Origin of the sequence: Burkholderia sp. AU31652 (assembly GCF_002223155.1) — a bacterium.
Lineage (GTDB): Bacteria > Pseudomonadota > Gammaproteobacteria > Burkholderiales > Burkholderiaceae > Burkholderia.
Genome location: NZ_NKFG01000005.1, coordinates 455,781 through 475,657 on the forward strand (window position 1 = coordinate 455,781; position 19,877 = coordinate 475,657).

At 66.9% G+C, this 19,877-nt stretch carries 16 protein-coding genes; 7 read left to right on the top strand and 9 right to left on the bottom strand.

Going from position 1 to position 19,877, the window contains the following annotated elements; translation table 11 throughout:
• Positions 1-21: 21 nt before the first annotated feature.
• From CFB40_RS19605 to CFB40_RS19630, 5 genes are all read right to left on the bottom strand, one after another.
• Positions 22-2,136 carry a TonB-dependent receptor family protein gene (locus CFB40_RS19605; RefSeq protein WP_089432119.1) on the bottom strand — a complete coding sequence of 705 codons (2,115 nt, stop codon included), beginning with the start codon at positions 2,134-2,136 and terminating at the stop codon, positions 22-24.
• A gap of 173 nt (positions 2,137-2,309) precedes the next feature.
• Entirely contained in the window at positions 2,310-2,753 is a 444-nt protein-coding gene (locus CFB40_RS19610; protein ID WP_143329863.1) for a DUF2946 domain-containing protein, read from the bottom strand.
• Entirely contained in the window at positions 2,731-4,194 is a 1,464-nt protein-coding gene (locus CFB40_RS19615) for a PepSY-associated TM helix domain-containing protein (RefSeq protein ID WP_089432120.1), read from the bottom strand. Before CFB40_RS19615 ends, CFB40_RS19610 begins: the two co-directional genes overlap by 23 nt.
• Before the next feature lie 242 nt (positions 4,195-4,436).
• Positions 4,437-4,922: a hypothetical protein gene (locus CFB40_RS19625; RefSeq protein ID WP_089432121.1), complete on the bottom strand. Its 486-nt coding sequence runs from the start codon at positions 4,920-4,922 to the stop codon at positions 4,437-4,439.
• Between the two features lie 229 nt (positions 4,923-5,151).
• Positions 5,152-5,475: a hypothetical protein gene (locus CFB40_RS19630; RefSeq protein ID WP_021162626.1), complete on the bottom strand. Its 324-nt coding sequence runs from the start codon at positions 5,473-5,475 to the stop codon at positions 5,152-5,154.
• Between the two features lie 592 nt (positions 5,476-6,067).
• Between CFB40_RS19630 and CFB40_RS19635 the strand changes: the two genes are divergently transcribed.
• Positions 6,068-6,700 (top strand): LysE family translocator, encoded by a 633-nt coding sequence (locus tag CFB40_RS19635; protein ID WP_089432122.1) that lies wholly within the window; start codon positions 6,068-6,070, stop codon positions 6,698-6,700.
• Positions 6,701-6,718: 18 nt separating this feature from the next.
• On the opposite strand, the gene CFB40_RS19640 is transcribed toward CFB40_RS19635, so the two are convergent.
• Positions 6,719-7,693 (bottom strand): LysR family transcriptional regulator, encoded by a 975-nt coding sequence (locus CFB40_RS19640; protein WP_089432123.1) that lies wholly within the window; start codon positions 7,691-7,693, stop codon positions 6,719-6,721.
• 271 nt (positions 7,694-7,964) lie between these two features.
• Between CFB40_RS19640 and CFB40_RS19645 the strand changes: the two genes are divergently transcribed.
• The 3 genes from CFB40_RS19645 (at position 7,965) to CFB40_RS19655 (ending at position 11,892) form a co-directional block, all read left to right on the top strand.
• Positions 7,965-9,293 carry an MFS transporter gene (locus CFB40_RS19645; protein ID WP_089432124.1) on the top strand — a complete coding sequence of 443 codons (1,329 nt, stop codon included), beginning with the start codon at positions 7,965-7,967 and terminating at the stop codon, positions 9,291-9,293.
• A 119-nt stretch (positions 9,294-9,412) separates the two neighbouring features.
• On the top strand, positions 9,413-10,579 hold the full coding sequence (locus CFB40_RS19650; protein WP_089428355.1) for a M24 family metallopeptidase: 1,167 nt from the start codon (positions 9,413-9,415) through the stop codon (positions 10,577-10,579).
• 233 nt (positions 10,580-10,812) lie between these two features.
• Complete coding sequence (locus CFB40_RS19655; RefSeq protein WP_306427343.1) at positions 10,813-11,892, top strand: T6SS immunity protein Tli4 family protein; 1,080 nt, start codon at positions 10,813-10,815, stop codon at positions 11,890-11,892.
• Between the two features lie 87 nt (positions 11,893-11,979).
• Here CFB40_RS19655 and CFB40_RS19660 read toward each other — a convergent pair whose 3' ends face one another.
• Together CFB40_RS19660 and CFB40_RS38720 are read right to left on the bottom strand one after the other, a co-directional pair.
• A complete protein-coding gene (locus CFB40_RS19660) occupies positions 11,980-13,608 on the bottom strand; it encodes an NADP-dependent glyceraldehyde-3-phosphate dehydrogenase (protein WP_089432126.1) in 1,629 nt (542 codons plus the stop codon).
• 126 nt (positions 13,609-13,734) lie between these two features.
• The gene (locus tag CFB40_RS38720) at positions 13,735-14,217 is read right to left on the bottom strand and encodes a hypothetical protein (protein ID WP_179255293.1); all 483 of its coding nucleotides are present in this window, start codon (positions 14,215-14,217) and stop codon (positions 13,735-13,737) included.
• 323 nt (positions 14,218-14,540) lie between these two features.
• Here CFB40_RS38720 and CFB40_RS19665 point away from each other — a divergent pair, with 323 nt between their 5' ends.
• The gene (locus CFB40_RS19665) at positions 14,541-16,670 is read left to right on the top strand and encodes a TonB-dependent receptor (protein WP_089432127.1); all 2,130 of its coding nucleotides are present in this window, start codon (positions 14,541-14,543) and stop codon (positions 16,668-16,670) included.
• Between the two features lie 27 nt (positions 16,671-16,697).
• Complete coding sequence (locus CFB40_RS19670; RefSeq protein WP_256976850.1) at positions 16,698-17,231, top strand: hypothetical protein; 534 nt, start codon at positions 16,698-16,700, stop codon at positions 17,229-17,231.
• A gap of 19 nt (positions 17,232-17,250) precedes the next feature.
• Here the strand turns inward: CFB40_RS19670 and CFB40_RS19675 are convergent, their stop codons facing one another.
• Positions 17,251-18,198, bottom strand: coding sequence for a LysR family transcriptional regulator (locus CFB40_RS19675; protein WP_089428352.1), 948 nt, complete (start codon positions 18,196-18,198; stop codon positions 17,251-17,253).
• 509 nt (positions 18,199-18,707) lie between these two features.
• On the opposite strand from CFB40_RS19675, the gene CFB40_RS19680 reads away from it, so the two are divergent.
• Positions 18,708-19,736 (top strand): DUF1338 domain-containing protein, encoded by a 1,029-nt coding sequence (locus CFB40_RS19680; RefSeq protein ID WP_089432128.1) that lies wholly within the window; start codon positions 18,708-18,710, stop codon positions 19,734-19,736.
• Positions 19,737-19,877 lie beyond the last annotated feature (141 nt).

Here is a 19,877-nt window from a genome sequence, read left to right on the forward strand (position 1 = left end):
TGTTTCTTGTCAGGCCGGGCATCAGAACGCGTACCGCATGCCGGCGAACACGCTGCGACCTTCGCCCGGATAGAAGATCGCGGTGTTCGCGGTGCGCGCATCGGCGACCGTGCTGATGTCGCTCACATAGCGCTTGTTGGTCAGGTTGCGCGCGTCGACGAACAGCGAGAGGCCGTTGCGGAAGTCGTATCCGGCCTGCAGCCCGAGCAGCGTGTAGCTCGGCACGCGCAACGTGTTCGCATCGTCGGCCCACGCGCCCGACGGCACCCAGTCGAGCGTCGCCGCGATATGGAAGCCGCTCGGCCGCGCGTAGCCCAGCGTCGCGCGCAGCACGTTCAGCGGCACGCCGGCGATCCGGTTGTTGCCGTACTGCGGGTCGTTCTTGAAGCGGAAGTCGTTCAGGTTCCAGATGCCCGACAGCGTGACCTTGTCGCCCGCGCCGCGCCCGGTGACGTTGCGCAGCAGCTCGACCGACGCGCCGGCCTCGATCCCTTGCAGCACCGTCTTGTTCGCATTGAACGTCGACGCCGGCACATCCGGGTTCGTCGTGTACTGCAGCAGCTGGTCGCGCACGAGCGAGCGATAGGCGGTCACGTCCCAGCTCACGCGCTCGCGCGAGCCGCGCGTGCCGAACTCGATCGTCCACGCGTGCTGCGCCGCGAGCGGCGTGAAGCGCGTCGTGTTCGAGAAGGTCTGCGTGAGGTCGGTGAAGTCGGGCACGTCCTGGCTGCGCGTGATGTCGACGTAGGCCTGGGTGTGCGCATCCGGCTGCCACAGCAGCCCGAGCTTCGGATTGACACCGCTGTAGCTCGCGTTCGTCGACTTGTAGTTCGGGGCGCGCGGCAGCCCGCCGTTGTCGATGTACTCGCGCACCGAGTGCAGCACCTTCACGCCCGTCATCAGCGCGACGGTCGGCACGAAGAACAGCCGGTTCTCGACGTACGCCTCGTAGTTGAAGGCCGTCTGCGTCGAATCGAGCGTTTGCGCGCCCTTGTTGCCGTTGACGTTCACGTACTGGTTCGCCTGCGTGCGGCCGCCGAAGAAGCGCGCGCCGACGATCAGGTCGTTGCGCATCCCGCCGAGCGTCAGGTGGCCCGTGTAGCGCGGCGCGAAGCCGTAGGTCCAGCCGTCCTGGTCGAGCGCCTGGAAGATCGGGTGATAGAGGCTCTTGTGGATCGCCCACGTGTCGAACTGCAGCTCGCCCGAATCGAGCTTCACCGTCGTGCGGTTCGCGATCCGCTCGGTGCGCGTGTTGCGCGCCTGGTCGCCCGATATCGCGTTCGGCGCGGCCCTGGTCGGATTGTTCAGCGCGTCGGACAGCGACAGCGTGCCCGGCAGCAACTGGTCGACGACGTACACGCCGACGTAGAAGCGCGTCTCGACCGTCGGGCTGAACCGGTAGCCGACGTTCGCGTTGAACTGCTCGTATTGCCCCTTCGAATGATCGCGATAGCCGTCCGCGTGATTGACGCTGAAGTTCGCGAGGAAGTCGAGCGGGCCGAGCACGCGCGAGACCTGCGCGCTGGTGCGCACCGTGCCGTAGCTGCCGCCTTCCACGCGCAGGATGTTCGGCGCGTCGGCGGTATGGGCGGTCGGCGTGATGAAATCGATCGCGCCGCCGAGTGTCGACGCACCATACGCGAGGCCGTTGCCGCCCTTGTAGACCTGCACCGCCTGCAGCGCGAGCGGATCGATCTGGTAGTAGTCGCCGCTGCCGTCGGCGAGGTTGGTCGGGATGCCGTCCTGCAGGATCTCGAGGCCGCGCGTGTGGTACGAGCGGGCGATCCCCGAGCCGCGAATCGACAGCCGCAGCTCCTGGCCGTAGCGGTTCTCGACGAACACGCCGGGCACGTCCTTCAGCACGTCGCGCAGCGTGAACGCGTAGGTGTTCCGGTAGCTGTCGGCATCGACGAAGCCCACCGAGCCGACCGTCTGCTCGAGCGTGCGCTTCAGCTTGCCGGTCGATTGCGATGTCAGCGAGTCCATCTCGCGGGTTGCGTTGACGTTGATCGCGGGCAGCGTCGACGCGGCCGGTGCATCGGTGGGCGCGTCGGCGCCTTGCGCGCAGGCGGCCGACGCGAAGAGCACGGAGATCGCGCCGGACAGCGCGACGGCGATACGGGTCGAGGTAAACATGTCGTTGTACGTATGGTTAGGGTGACGATGATGAGTCGGACACGATGCGCGCCATGCACGGCGCCGGCCGCCGCGCGTGGTCATGCGCGCGGGTTCGGCATCGGACGCCGGCAGGGCGGGCAGGCGAAGCGGACGGCGCCGCGCGGTGTGCGGCGGCGCGGTCGCGAGGTGCGTCAGGCGCGGGCGGAAGGCGGCCCGCGCGCGGCGAGCGCGTAGCGCTTCGGCGGGTGGCAGGCAGAGGGGATCAGCGGCGCGGGCGGCGCATGCCGCACGGCCGGGGAGGCGGAGAGAAACACCGCGGACTGCAGCGGCGGATGGCCGGCGAGCAGGCCGCAATAGCCGCAGCGGTCGAAATGCCTGTCCGATGGAGAATCGGACGACGAATCGGGCGACGCCTGCGATTGCGCGTGCGCCACGAGCGTGTTGCCGGTTGCCGAGCAGATCGGCGCGGCCGGCAGGCCGTCATCGGGTGCGGCAGCGCGCAGTTGCGAGATCAGCGGCGCGACGAGCGCGAGCACGAGCGCGAACAGCCCGAGCCACGCGGTGGCCCGGGCGTGTCGCGTCGGCGCGCCGCGTATGCCGGCGCGCGATGAATCAGGCCGCTGCGCGTGCCGCACGGCCGAACAGCAGACGGTCGATCAACCAGACCGCGACGATCGTCGCGCCCATCAGCGGGAAGACGATGCCGAGCAGCACGAGCCCCGCGATCCAGCCGCGCATCGGCGGCGCGCCGCGTTCGCGCGACGGCGCCCCCAACTTGCGAGCCGGGCGGCGCTTCCACCACATCACGGTGCCCGTGACGGCCATCGCGGCCAGCCCGAGCGACAGCACCGCGCAGACGATCTGGTTCGCGAGCCCGAAGTAGCGGCCCATGTGCAGCGACGTGCCGTACGACACGGCGCGCGACACCGCGCCGTAGTCGTCATAGCCGATGTCTTTCAGCACGGCCCCGCTGTACTGGTCGAGGTAGATCGTCCGCTCGGCTTTCGGGTCGTCCGGGAAGTACGACGCGGTGAACACGCCGTCCGCGCCGGAGGGCAGCGCGAGCGTATAGCCGCTCGTCACGCCGAGGCCCGCGACGATCGCGATTGCGCGGGCCAGCGGCAGCGGGGCCGGCATCGGCGCCGACGGCGAATGCGGGACGGGCACGTTGCCGACCGCCCACGGCGTTTGCGGCAACGGCAGGTCGTCCATCACCATCCCCGGCATCGACTCGCCGGATTCGTGGTGATGGCCGGACGGTACATCTGCGTGGGCAGGTGCGGGCGCCGCGGCGGCACCCGGGCGCGTCGAGCGTACCGCTCCGCCGCCCCATGCGCCTTCCGGCGCGCCGAGGTTCACGGTCGCGGCCAGCGCCTTGAAGTTCTTGCCCCACGAGCCCGACCACGGCAGCCCCGTCAGGATGAATGCGACTGTGCCGGCCGCGAGCCAGATGCCGGCCGTCGCGTGAATGTTCTTCCACAGCGGCCGGCCGCGCAGCGACAGGTCGGGGCGCAGTGCCTGCCCGACACGCGCCGCGCCGCGCGGCCACCACAGCGCGATGCCGGTGCCGATCATCACGAAGGTCCAGCACGCGGCGAGCTCCATCAGCAACTCGCCCGTCTTGCCGAGCAGCAGCTTGCGATGCAGCATCCGGTCGATCTGCATGAAGCGGTTCTCGACGCTCAGCGTGCCGAGCACGCTGCCGTCGTACGGGTTCACGTACACGCTCTCGCGGCTGCCGTCGCGCAGCCGGAACACGTATTCGGCGCTGCGGTCCGGCGCGGTCGAGACCTGCACGGACACCGGCGTCGCGCCGGCCGGCATCGCGGTGCGCGCGCTCGCGAGCAACGTGTCGGCATCGAGCCGCGGCGTGGCGCGCGGCTCGACGACGAGCCGGTGCGGATACAGCAGCGGCTCGATCTGCGGCTGGAAGCAATAGAGCGTGCCGGTGATCGCGAGGACCACCAGGAACGGCATGACGAACAGGCCGGCATAGAAGTGCCAGCGCCAGAGCGTCCGGTAGCCGGCGTGGGTGGATTGGGCGGGCGAGATCGCCCGTTCGACGGTGGTCGACATGGTGTCAGCTCCTCGGGTTCGTTGAGCGGCCGCGCCGGCACGGGCCGGCGGACGTCAACGCGCGTTGCGCCCGCCTGCCGGCATCGACGGAACGGGCGGCGCGGCGCCATGCGCGGAAGCGGCGCAGGACGGCGTCGCCCGCGCGAGGCGGGCAGGCGAGTGAACGGTTGAATCAGGTCGTGTGAGACGAACGGCATGCAGGCGCGCGCACGTCGACGTGCACGAGCCGCGGGGCGGAACCGTCAGCAGGACAGCGGAGGGGCGCGGGAGGGTGGGCGATCGTCGAAGATCGATCGCACGATGGGAATACGGTCGACGTGAATCCGGAAGCGCCGTGGCGCGGCGGCGGGAAACAGCAGCACCAGCAGCACGAATGACGCCAGCGCGGTGAACAGCGCGGCGCCGAATGCGCACAGGCTGTCGCCGCTGCCGGACGAGGTCGCATTGTCGGCATGGCCGTCATGCTTGAGCGCATCGGCGAGCGCGAGCGCGTCGTTGGCCGGTGTGATCGGCGCGCCGGCATCGAAACGGGCCGCCAGCGCGGCTACGTTGACGATCAGCGGGCCGCGGCCCGAACACAGCACCACCGAGCCCGCATCCGGACCGTCCGGATCGAGCATCACGGCGCCCGACATCAGCGCGCGGGACAGCAGCGTCACGAGGAGGACCCCCCACAGAAGCTGTCGCGCGACGCCTTGCCGGAGCAGGAAGCGGCGAAGTGCGTTCATGGCGCGCGATTGTACCTCCGTTTGCGGGGCGGGGCCGTCCGCCACGCTGATGCACGGCATCAGCCCGGCGGGGTGCCGGAAGCGGATGGCGTGCCCACGGCGGCTATTCGGAGCCGAACGGGTTCCTGAAGATCATGCGGCGAGGTCGTCGGGCATGCGCGTGCCGCGAATCGGGAAGGGCCGCCGTGGCCGTGCGTGACGCCCGTGGCAGCCGATGCAGTGCGCCGGCTCAGGCCGGATACGCATCGTCGACTTTCAGGTTCGCGAGCCGGAACAGCGTGCGCAGCGTCTGCGGATGAATGTCGCGGTGCGCGGCGAGCGACGTCAGCATGAAGTCGAGCACCTTCGCGTAGCGGAGCAGCACGAGACAACGCGCGAGATCGGGCGTGCGGCCGCGCATGTCCTCGGCGAGGTGAACCATTTCGGTGGACAACGAGCGTGCCATCTCGAGTTCCATCTGCTGTTTTTCGGTCCAGTCGGGCAACGGCTGTTCGAGCAGCTTCGCGAGAAAGAGCTGGAATGACGTGTCGGACGAATTGGGCAGCGCATCCATGAAGGGCCTCGTTACTTGCTCGGATCGTTCGGGCGTGTCCGCTGGATGCGCCCGACGGTGGGTTCGTGTCCGCGCGGTGATCGGCGCGGTGGTTACCCGAACGGGATGCAGGTTTCGTACCAGCGGCGCGAGACGATTGTTGAGTATTGTTGAGCCGCGACGCGACGAGGGCGGCGAGTCCCGCCGGTACTGGGGGGCGGAGGGGACCGAGGAGGTGGTCTACCGGCGCGGCGCGATGCATATCGCGTACGCGGAGCGGCTCGCCGACGCGAAATGCTTCACGGATGTAACGTAACGCCGGGATAAATTGCGTGGCGCGTTCCCCGGCAGTCTGACGAAATGGGCCGGCCCGCGCGTGCTGCCTGCGCCTGTCAAGCGTTCGGGCCGGCGGAAGCGGGGGGACAGGATGTCCGCCATGCGCGGCAAAAGCCACCAGCGAATGTGACGGGTGTTTCAAATCCGAGACGGATTGACCCGTGGCGATCCGGTTGCGCGCCCCGTCCAACTGGCCCAGCGAATTGTCGGCCAATTGTCCATGGGCAGACGGTGCGCGTTTGCCAACAATGCCTCGATCATCCCTGCGAGGTTCGACATGAGCGTCCACGCCTTCTTCTCGACCAACCTGCTGCTGGCCTACACGGCTTATTTCATCGGGACGGCCAGCCCCGGGCCGAGCAATCTCGCGATCATGTCGGTCGCTGCGAACCAGGGCCGCAAGGCGGCGCTCGCGTTCGCGCTCGGCGTCATTTCCGGGTCGATGTGCTGGGCGACGGTGGCGGCGCTCGGCGTGTCGGCCGCGCTGCTCGCGTGGTCGAAGCTGCTGGTCGCGATCAAGCTGTTCGGCGGGCTGTACCTGCTGTGGCTCGCGTTCAAGTCGGGGCGCACGGCGTGGTCGGGCAAGGCGGCGGCGTCAACGAACGCAGCGGGCGAGCAGCGGCTGTCGCGCTTCTACGTACGCGGCGCGATGCTGCACCTGACCAATCCGAAAGCGATCCTCGTGTGGGTGTCGATCGTCGCGCTGTCGTCGAACGGCGCGGGTGCGTCGCATGGCGCCGTCGTGCCGGGCTGCATCGTGATCGGGTGCCTGGTGTTCGGCGGCTATGCGCTCGTGTTCTCGATGGACGGTGCGCGCCGGCTGTACGTGCGCGGCCGGCGCGCGATGGAAGCGTGTCTTGCCGTCGTGTTCGGCGTGGCGGGGATCAGGCTGTTGGTGTCGAACGTCTGACGCGGCAGGCCCGCGCGTCTAGCTCTGGCGGGTGGCGCGTCGCTTGGGCGAACGCACGGCGTCGCCCGGCTGCTCCGCCGGGCGTGTGAACAACGACACGATCGTCTGCCGGAGCCAGCGGTGCGCGGGATGGCTGTCCCAACGCTGATGCCAGATCACGCAGTAAGGCCGCGCGGGCATGCGCACCGGCGGTTGCCGCGACACCAGTTCCTTCTCGTGGATCGACAGATCGAGCAGCGTGGTCGGCAGCACGCCGATGAAATCCGATTCGCGGATGATCGCCAGCGCGGGCGAGTACGCATTCAGCGTGAGGACGAGATTGCGCTGCAGGCCGTGCGCGGAGAGCAGGCTGTCGTACACCGGCACCCGCATGCCGGAAAACCCGACGTCGAGATGCCGCGCCGCGAGAAAGCGCTTCAGCGTGAGCGGCCCCTTCGCGAGCGGGTGATCCTTGCGCATCAGGCAACTCCAGTGGATCGGCCACATCTCGTGCGTGCGCACGCCGCTGCTCGGGCTCGAGTCGTTCAGGTAGCCGCCGATCGCGAGGTCGACGCCGCCGCGGTCGAACATGCCCGGCAGGTCGGCGACGCTGAACGGCGTGAGCTCGATTCGCATCGATGGCGCATGCGTGCCCATGTACTGCGCGAGGCGCGGCATGATGCGCTCGACCGAGTAGTCCGACATCGCGATCGTGAAGGTGCCCCGATGTTCTTGCGGGTCGAACTGGTCCGGCGAGATCGCCTGCTTCAAGGCGTCGAAGTGCGGCTGGACCGCCGACCACAGCTCGCGCGCCCGCGCGGTCGGCCGCACACCGGAGACGGTTTTCTCGAACAGCACGTCGCCGAGCGACTCGCGCAGCCGGCGCAGCGCATTGCTGACCGCCGACTGTGAAAGCGCCAGCCGTTCGGCGGCGCGCGTGACGTTGCCTTCGGCCATCAATGCCGCGAACACGCGCAGCAGGTTGAGGTCGAGCTGGCGGAACACATCCTTCATCGCACATCTCCCATTCGGATGCCGGCATCCCGCGCGTGACGTCGCGAGCCGGAACGTCGTGGCGGCCAGTGTCCGGGCCACGGGCCGTTCGCGCAAGGTCGCGTTTGCCCTCGCAGAGCGCCGGCTGGCGCCGCGACGAAATCGCGCGCCGCGCTCGCACCGTTATTCACGTTGGTGATGATCATATTCCGGAAATCCGTTGGACGCGGTAACGGTGCGCATCGAACATGAGCACGAAACCACTGCAGCCAGCAGCGGGAGGAGACAGACGATGAAAGAGGATGCAGTGAATCCGGCGGGCGCCCTCGCGCTCGATCGCCTTTCGGCCGCGGCGCAGCCGTCGGAGCGGGCAGGCACGCTGCGCGACGTCGCGGCGGCCGCGGCAGGCAACGCGCTCGAATGGTTCGACTTCGTGATCTACGGCTATTTCGCCAGCGTGATCGCGAAGCTGTTTTTCCCGGTGGCCGGGCCGGTCGGATCGCTGTTGCTCGCGACGGCGACCTTCGGCGTGGGGTTCGTCGTGCGGCCGCTCGGCAGTGTCGTGCTCGGGCTGTACGGCGACCGGTACGGCCGCAAGGCGGCGATGTCCGTCACGATCTGGCTGATGCTGGCCGGCACGGCCGCGATCGCGGTGGCGCCGCCGTATGCGCAGGCGGGCTGGCTCGGCGCGACGATCCTCGTGCTGGCGCGGCTCGTGCAGGGCTTCGCGGCATCGGGCGAATTCGGCAGCACCGTCGCGTTCCTCGCGGAAAAGGCGCCGCCGCATCGGCGCAACTTCTTCGTGAGCCTGCAGATGGCGAGCACGATGCTGGCCATCGTGCTGGGCGGCACGATCGGCACGATCCTGACGACGTCGCTCAGCCCGCATCAGCTCGAAAGCTGGGGCTGGCGCGTGCCGTTCGTGGTCGGCCTGCTGATCGGCCCGGTCGGCTTCTACATCCGTCGCAGCGTGTCGGAAACCGATGCGTTCGTGCACGGCGAAGCGCTGCCGGTCGCGCAGGTTCTCAAGCGCCTGTTCGGCGAGCACCTCACGTCGTTCCTCGCGGCGATCGGCGTGACGATCGTCAGTACCGCCGCGTTCTACATGTACCTGATCTACATGCCGACGTTCGCGGTGAAGCAGCTCGGGTTGCCGATGTCCGCGCCGTTCATGAGCACGACGGTCGCCGGCATCGTGATGGTCGCGATCGCGCCGCTCGCGGGCCTGCTCGGCGACGTCTGGCGTCGGCCGGTCGCGATGGTCGCCGCCGCGATCGTCGTGCTGTCCGCGATCACGCTGCCGCTCTATATGTGGGTCATCGCGAGCCCGTCGCTGCGCAACTTGCTGATCATGCAGGCCGCTGCCGCCGCGCCGATGGGCGTGCTCGTCGGGCTGGTGCCCGCGCTGGCCGCGCGCGCGTTCCCGGCCGCGGTGCGCAGCACCGGGCTTGCGGTGTCGTACAACATCCCGACGACGGTCTTCGGCGGCTTTTCCCCGCTGATCGTCACGTGGCTGATCGCGACCACGCACAACAAGGCGTCGCCCGCGCTGTACATCGTCGCGATGTCGGTCGTGAGCCTGGTCGCGCTGCTCGGGTTTCGACACATGCCGAGCGAATAAGCGAGCCGGATTCGGTTTCAACCCGCATCGCTGAAATAGAGGATAACGAATGAAATGTCGCTCTATGGAGGCGTAGAAATGATCGGCCGCCCCGTCACCCTCAACAGGAGAAATCACGCATGAAATTCACCCCTACGTTTGCGCCGCCCAGCGAGGCGGAACTCAAAGGACGCCTCGAGCGCGTGCGCGCCCGCATGGCGGAAGCCGGCCTCGATCGCTATGTGGCGTTCTCGCCGGACAACATCTACTACCTGACGAACTTCGCGAACATCGTCCACGAGCGGCCGTTCGTGCTGGTCATTTCGCGCAGCGGCCCGCCGCAGTTCGTCGTGCCGCAGCTCGAGCAGCCGCATGTGCGGACGCGCTCGGTCGGCGAGCTCGAGCTGATTCCGTATTTCGAATTTCCGGCGCCGGCCGGGCGCGAATGGAGCGACCGGTTCAAGGCGCTGTTCGGGGCGGGCGAGCGTGTCGGCGTCGAGTCGGTGTGTCCGTTGCAGGTCTATGCGCAGACGCCGGGCGAGCGCGTATGCATCGACATCATCGACGACGTGCGGATGATCAAGTCCGACTACGAGATCGGCCGCCACGTGTATGCGTGCGGGATCGCGACCGATGCGCACAACCTGCTGCTGAACGAAGCGCGCCCGGGCCTCGGGATGGCGGAGATGTCGTCGCGCATTCGCGGCTTCATCATGCAGCGGCTGCTGGCCGACGATCCGACGCTGAACCCGTTGGCGACGCGCATCGTCGCGGTGTTCCAGCCGGGCAGCGTGTCGCACGATCCGCACAACTTCAGCAACATCGACATGCGGATGGAGGAGGGCGGCCCGCACGTGTCGATCGTCAATGCGGTGATGAACGGCTATGGCGCGGAAGTCGAACGGACCTTCTTCCTTGGCCACGTGCCCGACGCGGCGCGACGCGCGTTCGATGTGATGTCGGAAGGGCGGCGGCTCGCGTTCGACGCGGCGATGCCGGGCGCGCTGCTGAGCGACGTCGATCGCAAGGTCAACGACTATTTCCGCCGCGCGGGAATGGGCGACCGGATGCTGCACCGGACCGGGCACGGAATGGGCGTCACCGCGCACGAGGCGCCGTTCTTCGCCGAAGGCTACGACCGGCCGATCGAGAAGGGGATGTGCCTGACGATCGAGCCGGGCATCTATATCGAGGGTGTCGGCGGCTTCCGTCATTCCGATACGGTGCTGATCGGCGATGAAGGCCCGGTTCAGCTGACCGGCGGGCCGCTGGAACTCGATGCGTTGACGTTCCCGGTTCGGGCTTAGGTAGTGACGCGCTGGCGTAAAAAAGCCGCTGCACGGGTGGGTGCAGCGGCTTTTTTGCGAGCGGCGCGCTTCCCAACTTGAAGTGTCCATCGATGAACTTCACGATCTGCACCCCATGATTCCGGTGAATTTCATACCGGACGTCATGGGCTCGCCTATAGTCACGAAAGACATCGGTGTCGAGGCTTGCTTCACGCCGAACATGGACGCGCCGGGTGCTTCTCGGCAACAGGGTGCAGACACTGAAAGATATCAATGTGCGGGGGAGGATCGTGATGGCGCGTTTTGTTCGTTCGCTGCTCTTGCTGACGGGGCTGTGTGCCTGCTCGTTTGCGTATGCCGTGGAACCCGGGGTGAACAATCCGTTGTTATCGGAATTGCGTCCGTGGTGCATCGGTCGCCTGATGTTCGACCGGCCCGTCTCGAGCGAGATCTCGGACGAGCGTTACGAGTACCGCGGCGAAAAGTTGGTGACGACGCACGATGTGTCAGCGGAGGACTACGATGCCAAAGTCGCGGCGCGCGAGAAGGAACTGCGTACCAAGCAGCGGGTGAATCCCGTCGATCTGCAGGAGCAGACGGGACGCATGTCGCTGGAAAAGGCCTTCTCTCCGGTGCCGCACTCACGGGTTTTCGTCTTCAACGATGCGGTGGTGAAAGCTGTCGCCTTGCCGTTCGATACGGAAGGCTATCTGTTCGCGAACCGCACGCTCGTCCGGACGACGAGCTTGATCGGTGCGGATGTGCTGGACCGGGCCGAAAGCATCTATGACGATACCTACCGCCGTATCAAGGTGCGCGACAACTGGGCCGTGCCGACGGAATCCGGCTTTTGCTTCGATGGCGGGGTCGTCGCCGGCCCGTCAACTTACTCGGAAGAAGTGAGCCAGTCGTTCGCGTTGATGCCGGGCCGCCCGGCGCTGCTCGTGATCAAGCTGAGGGATGCGGTGGACGTCGATCTGGAGCAACCGCTCACCCGCAATCTGCGCGCGCTGCGCGCGACACTCAATCGCATGCCGGGACGCTACAGCATCCTGCGCCAAGGCAAACGGCAGGTCGCCGGCATGGACGCGGAGGAGGTGCTGTTTGCGCTCAGGGATGGCGCGGTCACCGTCTATCGCTTCTACTTGCTCGCGCCGGGGAATCCCGCGACGGTGGAGCAGCCGCATACATCGGTCGAACTGCTGCTGGGCGCGCCCGCGCGCGACGACTTGCCACCGGAAAAGGCCACCTCGCCGGTGGACGAAGCGGGCGCGTTGCAAGTATGGGACACACTGCTGAACAGTCTGCGCGCGAGGCCTGGTGCGATCTGACCGGAGGCGGACGAGGTGGGGCGCGCACTCAACCCGATGACTCCGCCGCACTGACGCGCGGCGGAGGGCACCCGAATCAGAGCGGCTTCAGAAAATAAAGCCCGTATTGATGAACTTCGAGTGGTGATCCGACACGATCGAATCGAGCAGTTGCTTGCTGCTGTCGGTCTGCTTCGCCGCGACCATCGAGCGGATCGAGAACGCGCGCAGCGCGTCGCTCACCGACAGCGTGCCTTCCGCCGAATCCTTGCGGCCCGCGAACGGGAACACGTCCGGCCCGCGCTGGCACTGGCAGTTGATGTTCACGCGGCACACCTGGTTCACGAGCGGATCGACCAGCGCGCCGATCTGTGCCGGATCGGACCCGAAGATGCTGACCTGCTGGCCGTGATCCGACGTCGTCACGTAGTCGAGCGCGGTGTCCACGTCGTCGAACGTCGCCACCGGAATGATCGGCCCGAACTGTTCCTCGCGGTACAGCTTCATCCCTTCCGACACCGGGTACACGACGGCCGGATAGAACAGCGTCTTGCTGAACTCGCCGCCCGAATGGTTGACGACTTGCGCGCCCTTGGCCTTCGCGTCGTCGATCGCGTCCGTCATGTAGGCCGTGCGATGCATGCCCGGCAGCGGCGTGATGCTGACGCCTTTCTCCCACGGCATGCCGATCTTCAGCTGTTCGAGCGCGGCGGTGAAGCGCTTCAGGAATTCGTCGACGATCGAGCGGTGCACGAGCAGCATCTTCAGCGCGGTGCAGCGCTGGCCGTTGAACGACAGCGCGCCGAGCAGGCATTCCTTCACGGTGAGGTCGAGATCGGCGTCGGGCAGCACGATCGCCGCGTTCTTCGCGTCGAGGCCGAGGATCGCGCGCAGCCGGTGCGACTTCGGGTGCTGCTTCTTCAGGTGGTCGGCCACCTTGCTCGACCCGATCAGCGCGAGCACGTTGATCTTGCCCGACGCGAGCATGTGCGGCACGACCACCGCGCCCGGCGCGTAGATCGTGTTGATCACGCCCTTCGGGAACGCGTCGCGGAACGCTTCGAGCAGCGGCTCGAACAGCAGCGTGCCGTACTGCGGCGGCTTGAACACCACGGTGTTGCCCATCAGCAGCGCGGGGATCAGCGTCGCGAACGTTTCGTTCAGCGGGTAGTTGTACGGGCCCATGCACAGCACGACGCCGAGCGGCGTGCGGCGGATCTGGCCGATCGTGCCTTCGGCGATCACGAAGCGCGAATTCGCGTTGTCGAGCTCCTTCAGCGCGTCGATCGTCTGCGTCATGTACGTGACGGTGCGGTCGAACTCCTTCTGCGAATCGGCGAGGCTCTTGCCGATCTCCCACATGATCAGGTTCACCACCAGCTCGCGCTGCGCGACCATCCGCTTGATGAAGTCCTGCATGCACGCGATGCGCTGCTCGACCTTCATCGTCGGCCACTCGCCGCGGCCGGCGTCGTACGCGCGCACTGCGGCGTCGAGCGCCGCGTCGCTTTCCGTTTCGCCCATCACCGGGTAGCTGCCGATCTCGACCTGCTCTACGCTGCCGTCCGCCTGTCGCACGCACACGGGCGACAGCACGGTCTTGGTCGCGCCGTCCCACGGCCGCAACGCGCCGTCGACGAGCGACACGCGCTGGTGAATCGGCGAAGCGAGCCGGTACTCGGCGGGGATGTCCTGAAAGGCGGGAAACAGCTGCTGCAGGGAGGCGGAATCGGGCATGACGGTCTCGTTTGACGGGGTGTCCGGGAAGGACGGGCGATGCGAATCCTGAGCGGGGAGATCCTCGATCCTGAATCGGCATCATGACGCGCGGACGACGACACGTCACGCGTGACCCTGGCCGATTCAACGACTGGAACCAGTTCCATTAAAAAGGAACGCCGGCGCGAATGCAAGAATTGCCGAATCGCGCCGCATGCATCGTAAGCATTCAGAAAGACTGTTGCCGAATGCTTGGTATAAGCCGCCAACAGTGCCCGCAAACGTTTCAAACGGGCCAGTTTCAGCGGATAATGGCCCGGCGCGGCGAAGAAAAAAATGAAGCGAGCCTGAGAGCATATGTAGTGAAGAACGGAAGAAGGTCCGCCGCGCTGCCGATGCGAGGTCGGCTGCCCGGAGCGCCGGGTCGGGGTTGCCCGGTCCGGCGCGCACCGGACTTCGAATGCGCGCCGTCCGCTTCGACGGATGCTTCGTGATCCTCTCCAGTCCTTTCGTCGTCGTCTCCCGAATCCCGCCTGTTGCCTGGCCCGTCATCGCCTGATGCGGCCGAAGTATTTCTTTCGTTTTTATTACGGTCGGGTCGCATAAAAGCGCGGAATAGAAAGGCATTCGTCAGGAATGCAGAGCGCGATGCGCACGCACGTTGCGGGCAGGCGACACGTTAAAAATTAACTAAAAACACGAATCATTCTCGTTTAATATTTCGCTCCGTTACGGGCCGTGACGGAGCGTCACGGCCTCTTTCGTGCCGGCTCTGCCGGCCGGCTGCCACCCGCCGCCGGCCGTTCACCGGCCCGTGGGCGCGACGAGGCGATCCCTGCGCGCCGCTGCTTGTTCACGGAAAGGATGTCGCCAGCCCGATTCACAGCGTGGTTCGCGCGTTGGCCGGATGCGTTTCCGTTCGCCGTTTTCCCTCAGCCTCTACTTCAACGATGAAACTCAACAAGAGCGCTTGCCATGCGCTGCTGATCGCCACGTCGCTGGCCGGCGCACGCACCTCCTTCGCACAGGCGAGCGACGCCGCGGCGACCTTGCCCGCGATCTCGGTCAAGGCGACCGCCGAGCATGCGTCGTACGACGGCGGCCGCTCGCGTGCCGCAACCAAGACCGACATGTCGCTGATGGACGTACCGCAGACGGTGAACGTCGTGCCGCACGCGGTGATCGAGGACCAGAACGCGACGTCGATGCAGGATGCGCTGCGCAACGTGCCGGGCGTCGGCTTCTCGGTCGGCGACGGCCAGCGCGACCAGATCACGATCCGCGGTTTCAACAGCATCACGGACCAGTACGTCGACGGCATCCGCGACGATGCGCTCTACTATCGCGATCTGTCGAACGTCGATCACGTCGAAGTGCTGAAGGGGCCGGCGGCCGTGCTGTACGGGCGCGGCTCGGCGGGCGGCATCGTGAATCGCGTGTTGAAGCGGCCGGACGCGAATCCGGTGCGCGATGTGGGCGTGACGCTCGGCACGCGCGGCGAGCGGCGCGGCGAATTCGACCTCGGCTGGAATGCGAACGACGCGGCGCGTTTCCGGATCACCGGCGCGGCCGAGAACTCGAACAGCTTCCGCGACCAGTTCCAGCTCAACCGCCAGGCGATCGCGCCGTCCGCGCAGTTCAAGCTCGACCGCGACACGGTGCTGAACGTCGAATTCGACTACCTGCACGATCGCCGCACGTCCGACCAGGGGCTGCCCGCGTATCTCGGCCGGCCGGTCGACGTGCCGATCAACACGTTCTACGGCTCGGCCGACGCGGCGAACAGCTCGTACAACGATGTCTCCGCGAAGAGCGCGACGGTGTCGCTCGATCATCGCTTCAACGATTCGCTGTCGTTCCATGGCGCGATCCGCGCGTACGACTTCTCGCTCGAACGCAAGAACTACGTGACGTACGAGCCGATCAAGACGGCCGCGCATCCGGTCGTGACGCTCGACCAGTCGACGCGCCAGCGCACCGACCACGGCATCGACGGCCTGTTCGAGCTCACGCAGAAGACGTCGCTGTTCGGCATGCGTCACGAGCTGCTGTACGGGCTCGAACTGTCGCAGCAGCAGAAGTTCGACACGATCTACAGCGTGTCGAAGGTCGCGACCTACGATCTGTTCAATCCGCAGCAGGTGGTGCTGCCCGGCGTGCCGACCGGCACGCGGGCGAAGACGAACGCGTCGACCGTCGTCGGGCTCGCGGGGGTGTACGCGCAGGATTTGATTTCGCTCACCGAGCACTGGAAGGTGCTCGCGGGGCTGCGCTTCGACTACCTGAACCAGATCCGCCACGACTACACGTCGTCGAACGTCAACCTCGATCGCACCGATCACGCGTGGAGCCCGCGCGTCGGCCTGATCTACGAACCGCTCGACTGGCTGACGCTGTACGGATCGTTCAGCCAGTCGTTCTCGCCGCTGGCCGATACGCTGATCAGCTCGGGCGCATTCTCGAACGGCGCCGCGCTCGCGCCGCAGAAGACCACCGCGTATGAGGTCGGCTCGCGCTTCGACCTCGGCGGCAAGGCGACGGCCAGCGTCGCGCTGTTCGACATGCGCCAGACCAACCAGCAGATCGGCGACCCGGCGAATCCCGGCTATGCGCTGCCGATCGGCACGCAGCACGTACACGGGATGGAGCTGGGCTTTACCGGCGAGATCGCGCCGAAGTGGTCGGTGTATGCGGGCTACGCGTACCTGAACGGGACGGTCGACGGCTCGGCGCAATCGACGGCGGCCGGCGTCGCGGTGTCGAGCAATACACCGGGGCTGATGCCGCGCCACAGCGCGAACCTGTGGGTGAAGCGCGAGCTGCCGTACGGTTTCTACGCGGCGGCCGGCATGCAGTTCCAGTCGGCGCGCTACACGTCGGCGAGCGATCTCGTCACGCTGCCGTCGTTTACCGTGTTCAACCTGGGCGCCGGCTATCGCAGCAAGAAGGTCGACGTGACGCTCACGCTCGACAACCTGTTCAATCGTCGCTACTTCATCGCCGCGCACGGCAATGCGGACCTGTACAACATGCCCGGCGATCCGCGCACGCTGACCGCCACGGTGAAGTGGCACATGTAATGCACGTGATGCAGGCGCCGGGTGACGATGCGGGTCGTCGTCACGATGACCCGCACCTCATTGCCCATGATTCGCCAATCGATTGATGTGTCGAACCTGACCGGCCGCGCCCGCGTGCTGTGCGCCGTGTTGTGGCTGGCTTGCGGCGCGGCCGCGGCGCACGCGCAGACGATCCCGGCCGACGCCGAACCCGAATGCCATTCGGTGTACGTCGGCCGTGCGATTACGTTGTCGGGCCGTTTCATAGTGGATTACGGCGACGAAGAGAGCGGGGAAGACGTGTGGTTCGAGGAGGACGACGCATCGGCGCGGCGCCTGCCGGACCGTTCGCAACGCGCGGGTGTGATCCGGTTCACGAACCAGCGCGATGCACGGCGCAGTCTGCGGCTGCCCGCCGCGCAACCCGAACGCGTGTGCCGCTTCGACGGGCGCGCGACGCTCGTGATTCGCGATCTGGAAACCGTGTGCCCGGGGCTGGAAGAGCCCGATCACGCGCGGTTGGTGAAGGTGGTGAAGGCCAGCCTGCCGACGCAACATGCGTGTGAGGCCGCCGCGCCATGAGGCGGCCGCGACCGCGCCGTTACTCGACGTCCTCGTCGTCCACGATATCGCCGCCATCCGCGTCGACATCCGGCGCCGCATACGCGCTCGCCTGCTCGAGCAGCCAGCCGCGAAACAGCTCCAGCGGCTTGCTGTGGCTGAACTCCGTCGGATAGACGAGGTAGTACGCGGAATCGCCGACCGACGCCGCATCGCACGGCACCACCAGCCCGAGCTGCTGCAACTGTTCCTCGACGAAGAACTTCGGCACGAGCGCGATGCCGAGCCCGGCCGCGGCCGCGCTGATCAGCATCGTGTGCAGCTCGTAGCGCACGCCCTGCATCGTGCGGATGTCCTCGACGCCGTGCGTCTCGAACCACTGCGCCCACGCGCCGGGGCGCGTCGTCGAGTGCAGCAGCGGGTAGGCGAGCAGATCCTCGACGCTGTGCACGGGCCCGTCGAGCAGCGCCGGCGAGCAGATCGGCACGACTTCCTCGCCGAACAGGTAGTCGGACGACGTGCCGGGCCAGGTCGGCTTGCCGTAGTGGATCGCGGCCTCGAAGTGGGTGTCCTCGAACGAGAACAGGTCGGTGCGGCTGCCCATGTTCACGCGCACGTCGGGCGTGCGGTCGTAGAAGCTCTTGATGCGCGGGATCAGCCAGTGCGACGCAAAGGTCGGCAGCACCGCGAGCTCCAGGTAGCCGCCGCCGCTGCCGTGCGCGATGATCGACAGCGTGTCGCGGTCGAGCGCTTCCAGTGCGCGGCGCACCTGCGTGCCGTACAGCTTGCCGGCGCGCGTCAGCACGACGCGCTGCTTCACGCGGGCGAACAGCCGCACGCCGAGGCTCGCTTCGAGCGTCGCGATCTGGCGCGATACCGCGCTTTCGGTCAGGAACAGCTCCTTGGCCGCGTGCGTGAAGCTTTCGTGGCGCGCGGCGGCTTCGAAAGCCACGAGCGCGCCCATGTTGGGGATCTTGAATTTACGCATGATGTCAGGCTCTGTTTAGATATGGAACGCGCATGCGTTGCCACGAGAACGGCCGCTCGCGAGGCGCGCGACGCCGCGAATACTGACGTATTCGCAAGGAGCGCAACGCGGCGAGCGGCCGTTCTCGTGGCAACCCCAAATTAAAAAATCATGCCACGGGAATGCCCGAAATCGCCCGTATGGCGGCGTCGCTCGTCGCTTGTTTGGCTCGGCCAAACGGCGCTCCTCACTCCTTGCCCGACGAGCGATTTCGGGCATTCGCATGTGCGTTCCATATCTAAACAGGCCCTGAATTCGTCTGACGAACGCACCTGCCCGGTGCGGGCCGGCGGGCGAAGCCGGGAGCGGCTGATAATTCCAAAAACTCATCACATATCAATTTAATCTCGCTTTACGCCCCGCTGCAACCCTTTGAATAATGCTCTCCACGCAAGGTCAGGCGCCCGTGGGGCGGCCGGCCGACGAGTTGCCGGCACGTTTGCCGGCGGTCCCCCGAGACGAGAATCCTGATGCGCAATCCGAATATCGAGAGCTTGCTGACGAAGCTGCTGGGACAGGCGAAGACCGACGCCCTGTTCTCGACCCTGAACATGCCGGCCATCCTCGAAGAATGGGAAGACGGCGTCGTGACGCGCGCGGAAATCGCGCAGGCGATGAACATGGCGCTGTTCGAAGGGCTGCTCGAACGTTCGGCGAACGGCCGCGCGTACACGGCCGAAGCAGTCGAAAGCGGCGGCTCGGTCTATTTCGACCACGGCGCGCTGCGCACGGTGCGCTGGCCGCACACCGGCGCGCTGCCGCCGGGCGAGGCTGCGTTCACGCGCATCCTGCGTCCGCTCGGCTTCCGCCTGAACGGCCGTTACCCGCTCGACAAGCTCGGCATGACCGGCCGCGCGTATGCGCATGAAGACGCACCGGACGAAATCGCGCAGTTCTTCGTCAGCGAGCTGCATCCGGAACGTTTCTCGAAGGAATTCCAGCAGGCCGTGACGAACGTCGTGAGCACGTCGCGCGATCCGCTGTCGCCGGCGGCCGTCGCGCTGCTGTGGGAAGTGGAGCGCGAAGGCTGGCTGTCGCTAGAGGCCGCGCACGCGCTGCTGCCGGAGATCGTCGGCGCGTTCGCGCGCCAGCACGACCTGCCGAACGAACTCGACTACGAAACGCTGCTGCTCGAATCGGCGGAAATGGCGTGGATCGCGACCGAAGGCAACGCGTTCAACCACGCGACCGACCGCGTCGCCGACGTGTTCAAGCTGTCCGACGACGAGAAGGCGAAGGGCCGGCCGATGAAGCCGGAAGTCGAGCGCTCGCGCTCGGGCCGCGTGTTCCAGACCGCGTATCGCGCGGATACCGTCGAACGCGAATTCCGCACGCGCGACGGCGGCACGGTGAAGCGCAACGTGCCGGGCTCGTTCTACGAGTTCATCACGCGCAAGCGCACGTTCGACCAGGCGGCGCGCCGCTGGGTGACCGACCTGCGTTTCGATGCGGGCAACGCGCAGGGCATCTTCAAGATGACGGCGAACGCGGCGAAGTAACGAAAGGAAAGCGGGGGGCTGTGCCGGCCGCGACCGATTGGCCGGCGCACGCACGACCCGCGGCCTGAAGCGCCCTGCGAATGCAGGGCGTTTGCCATTTCGGGGATGGGCGGTCATGGATGCCACCGCCGGGCGCGCGGG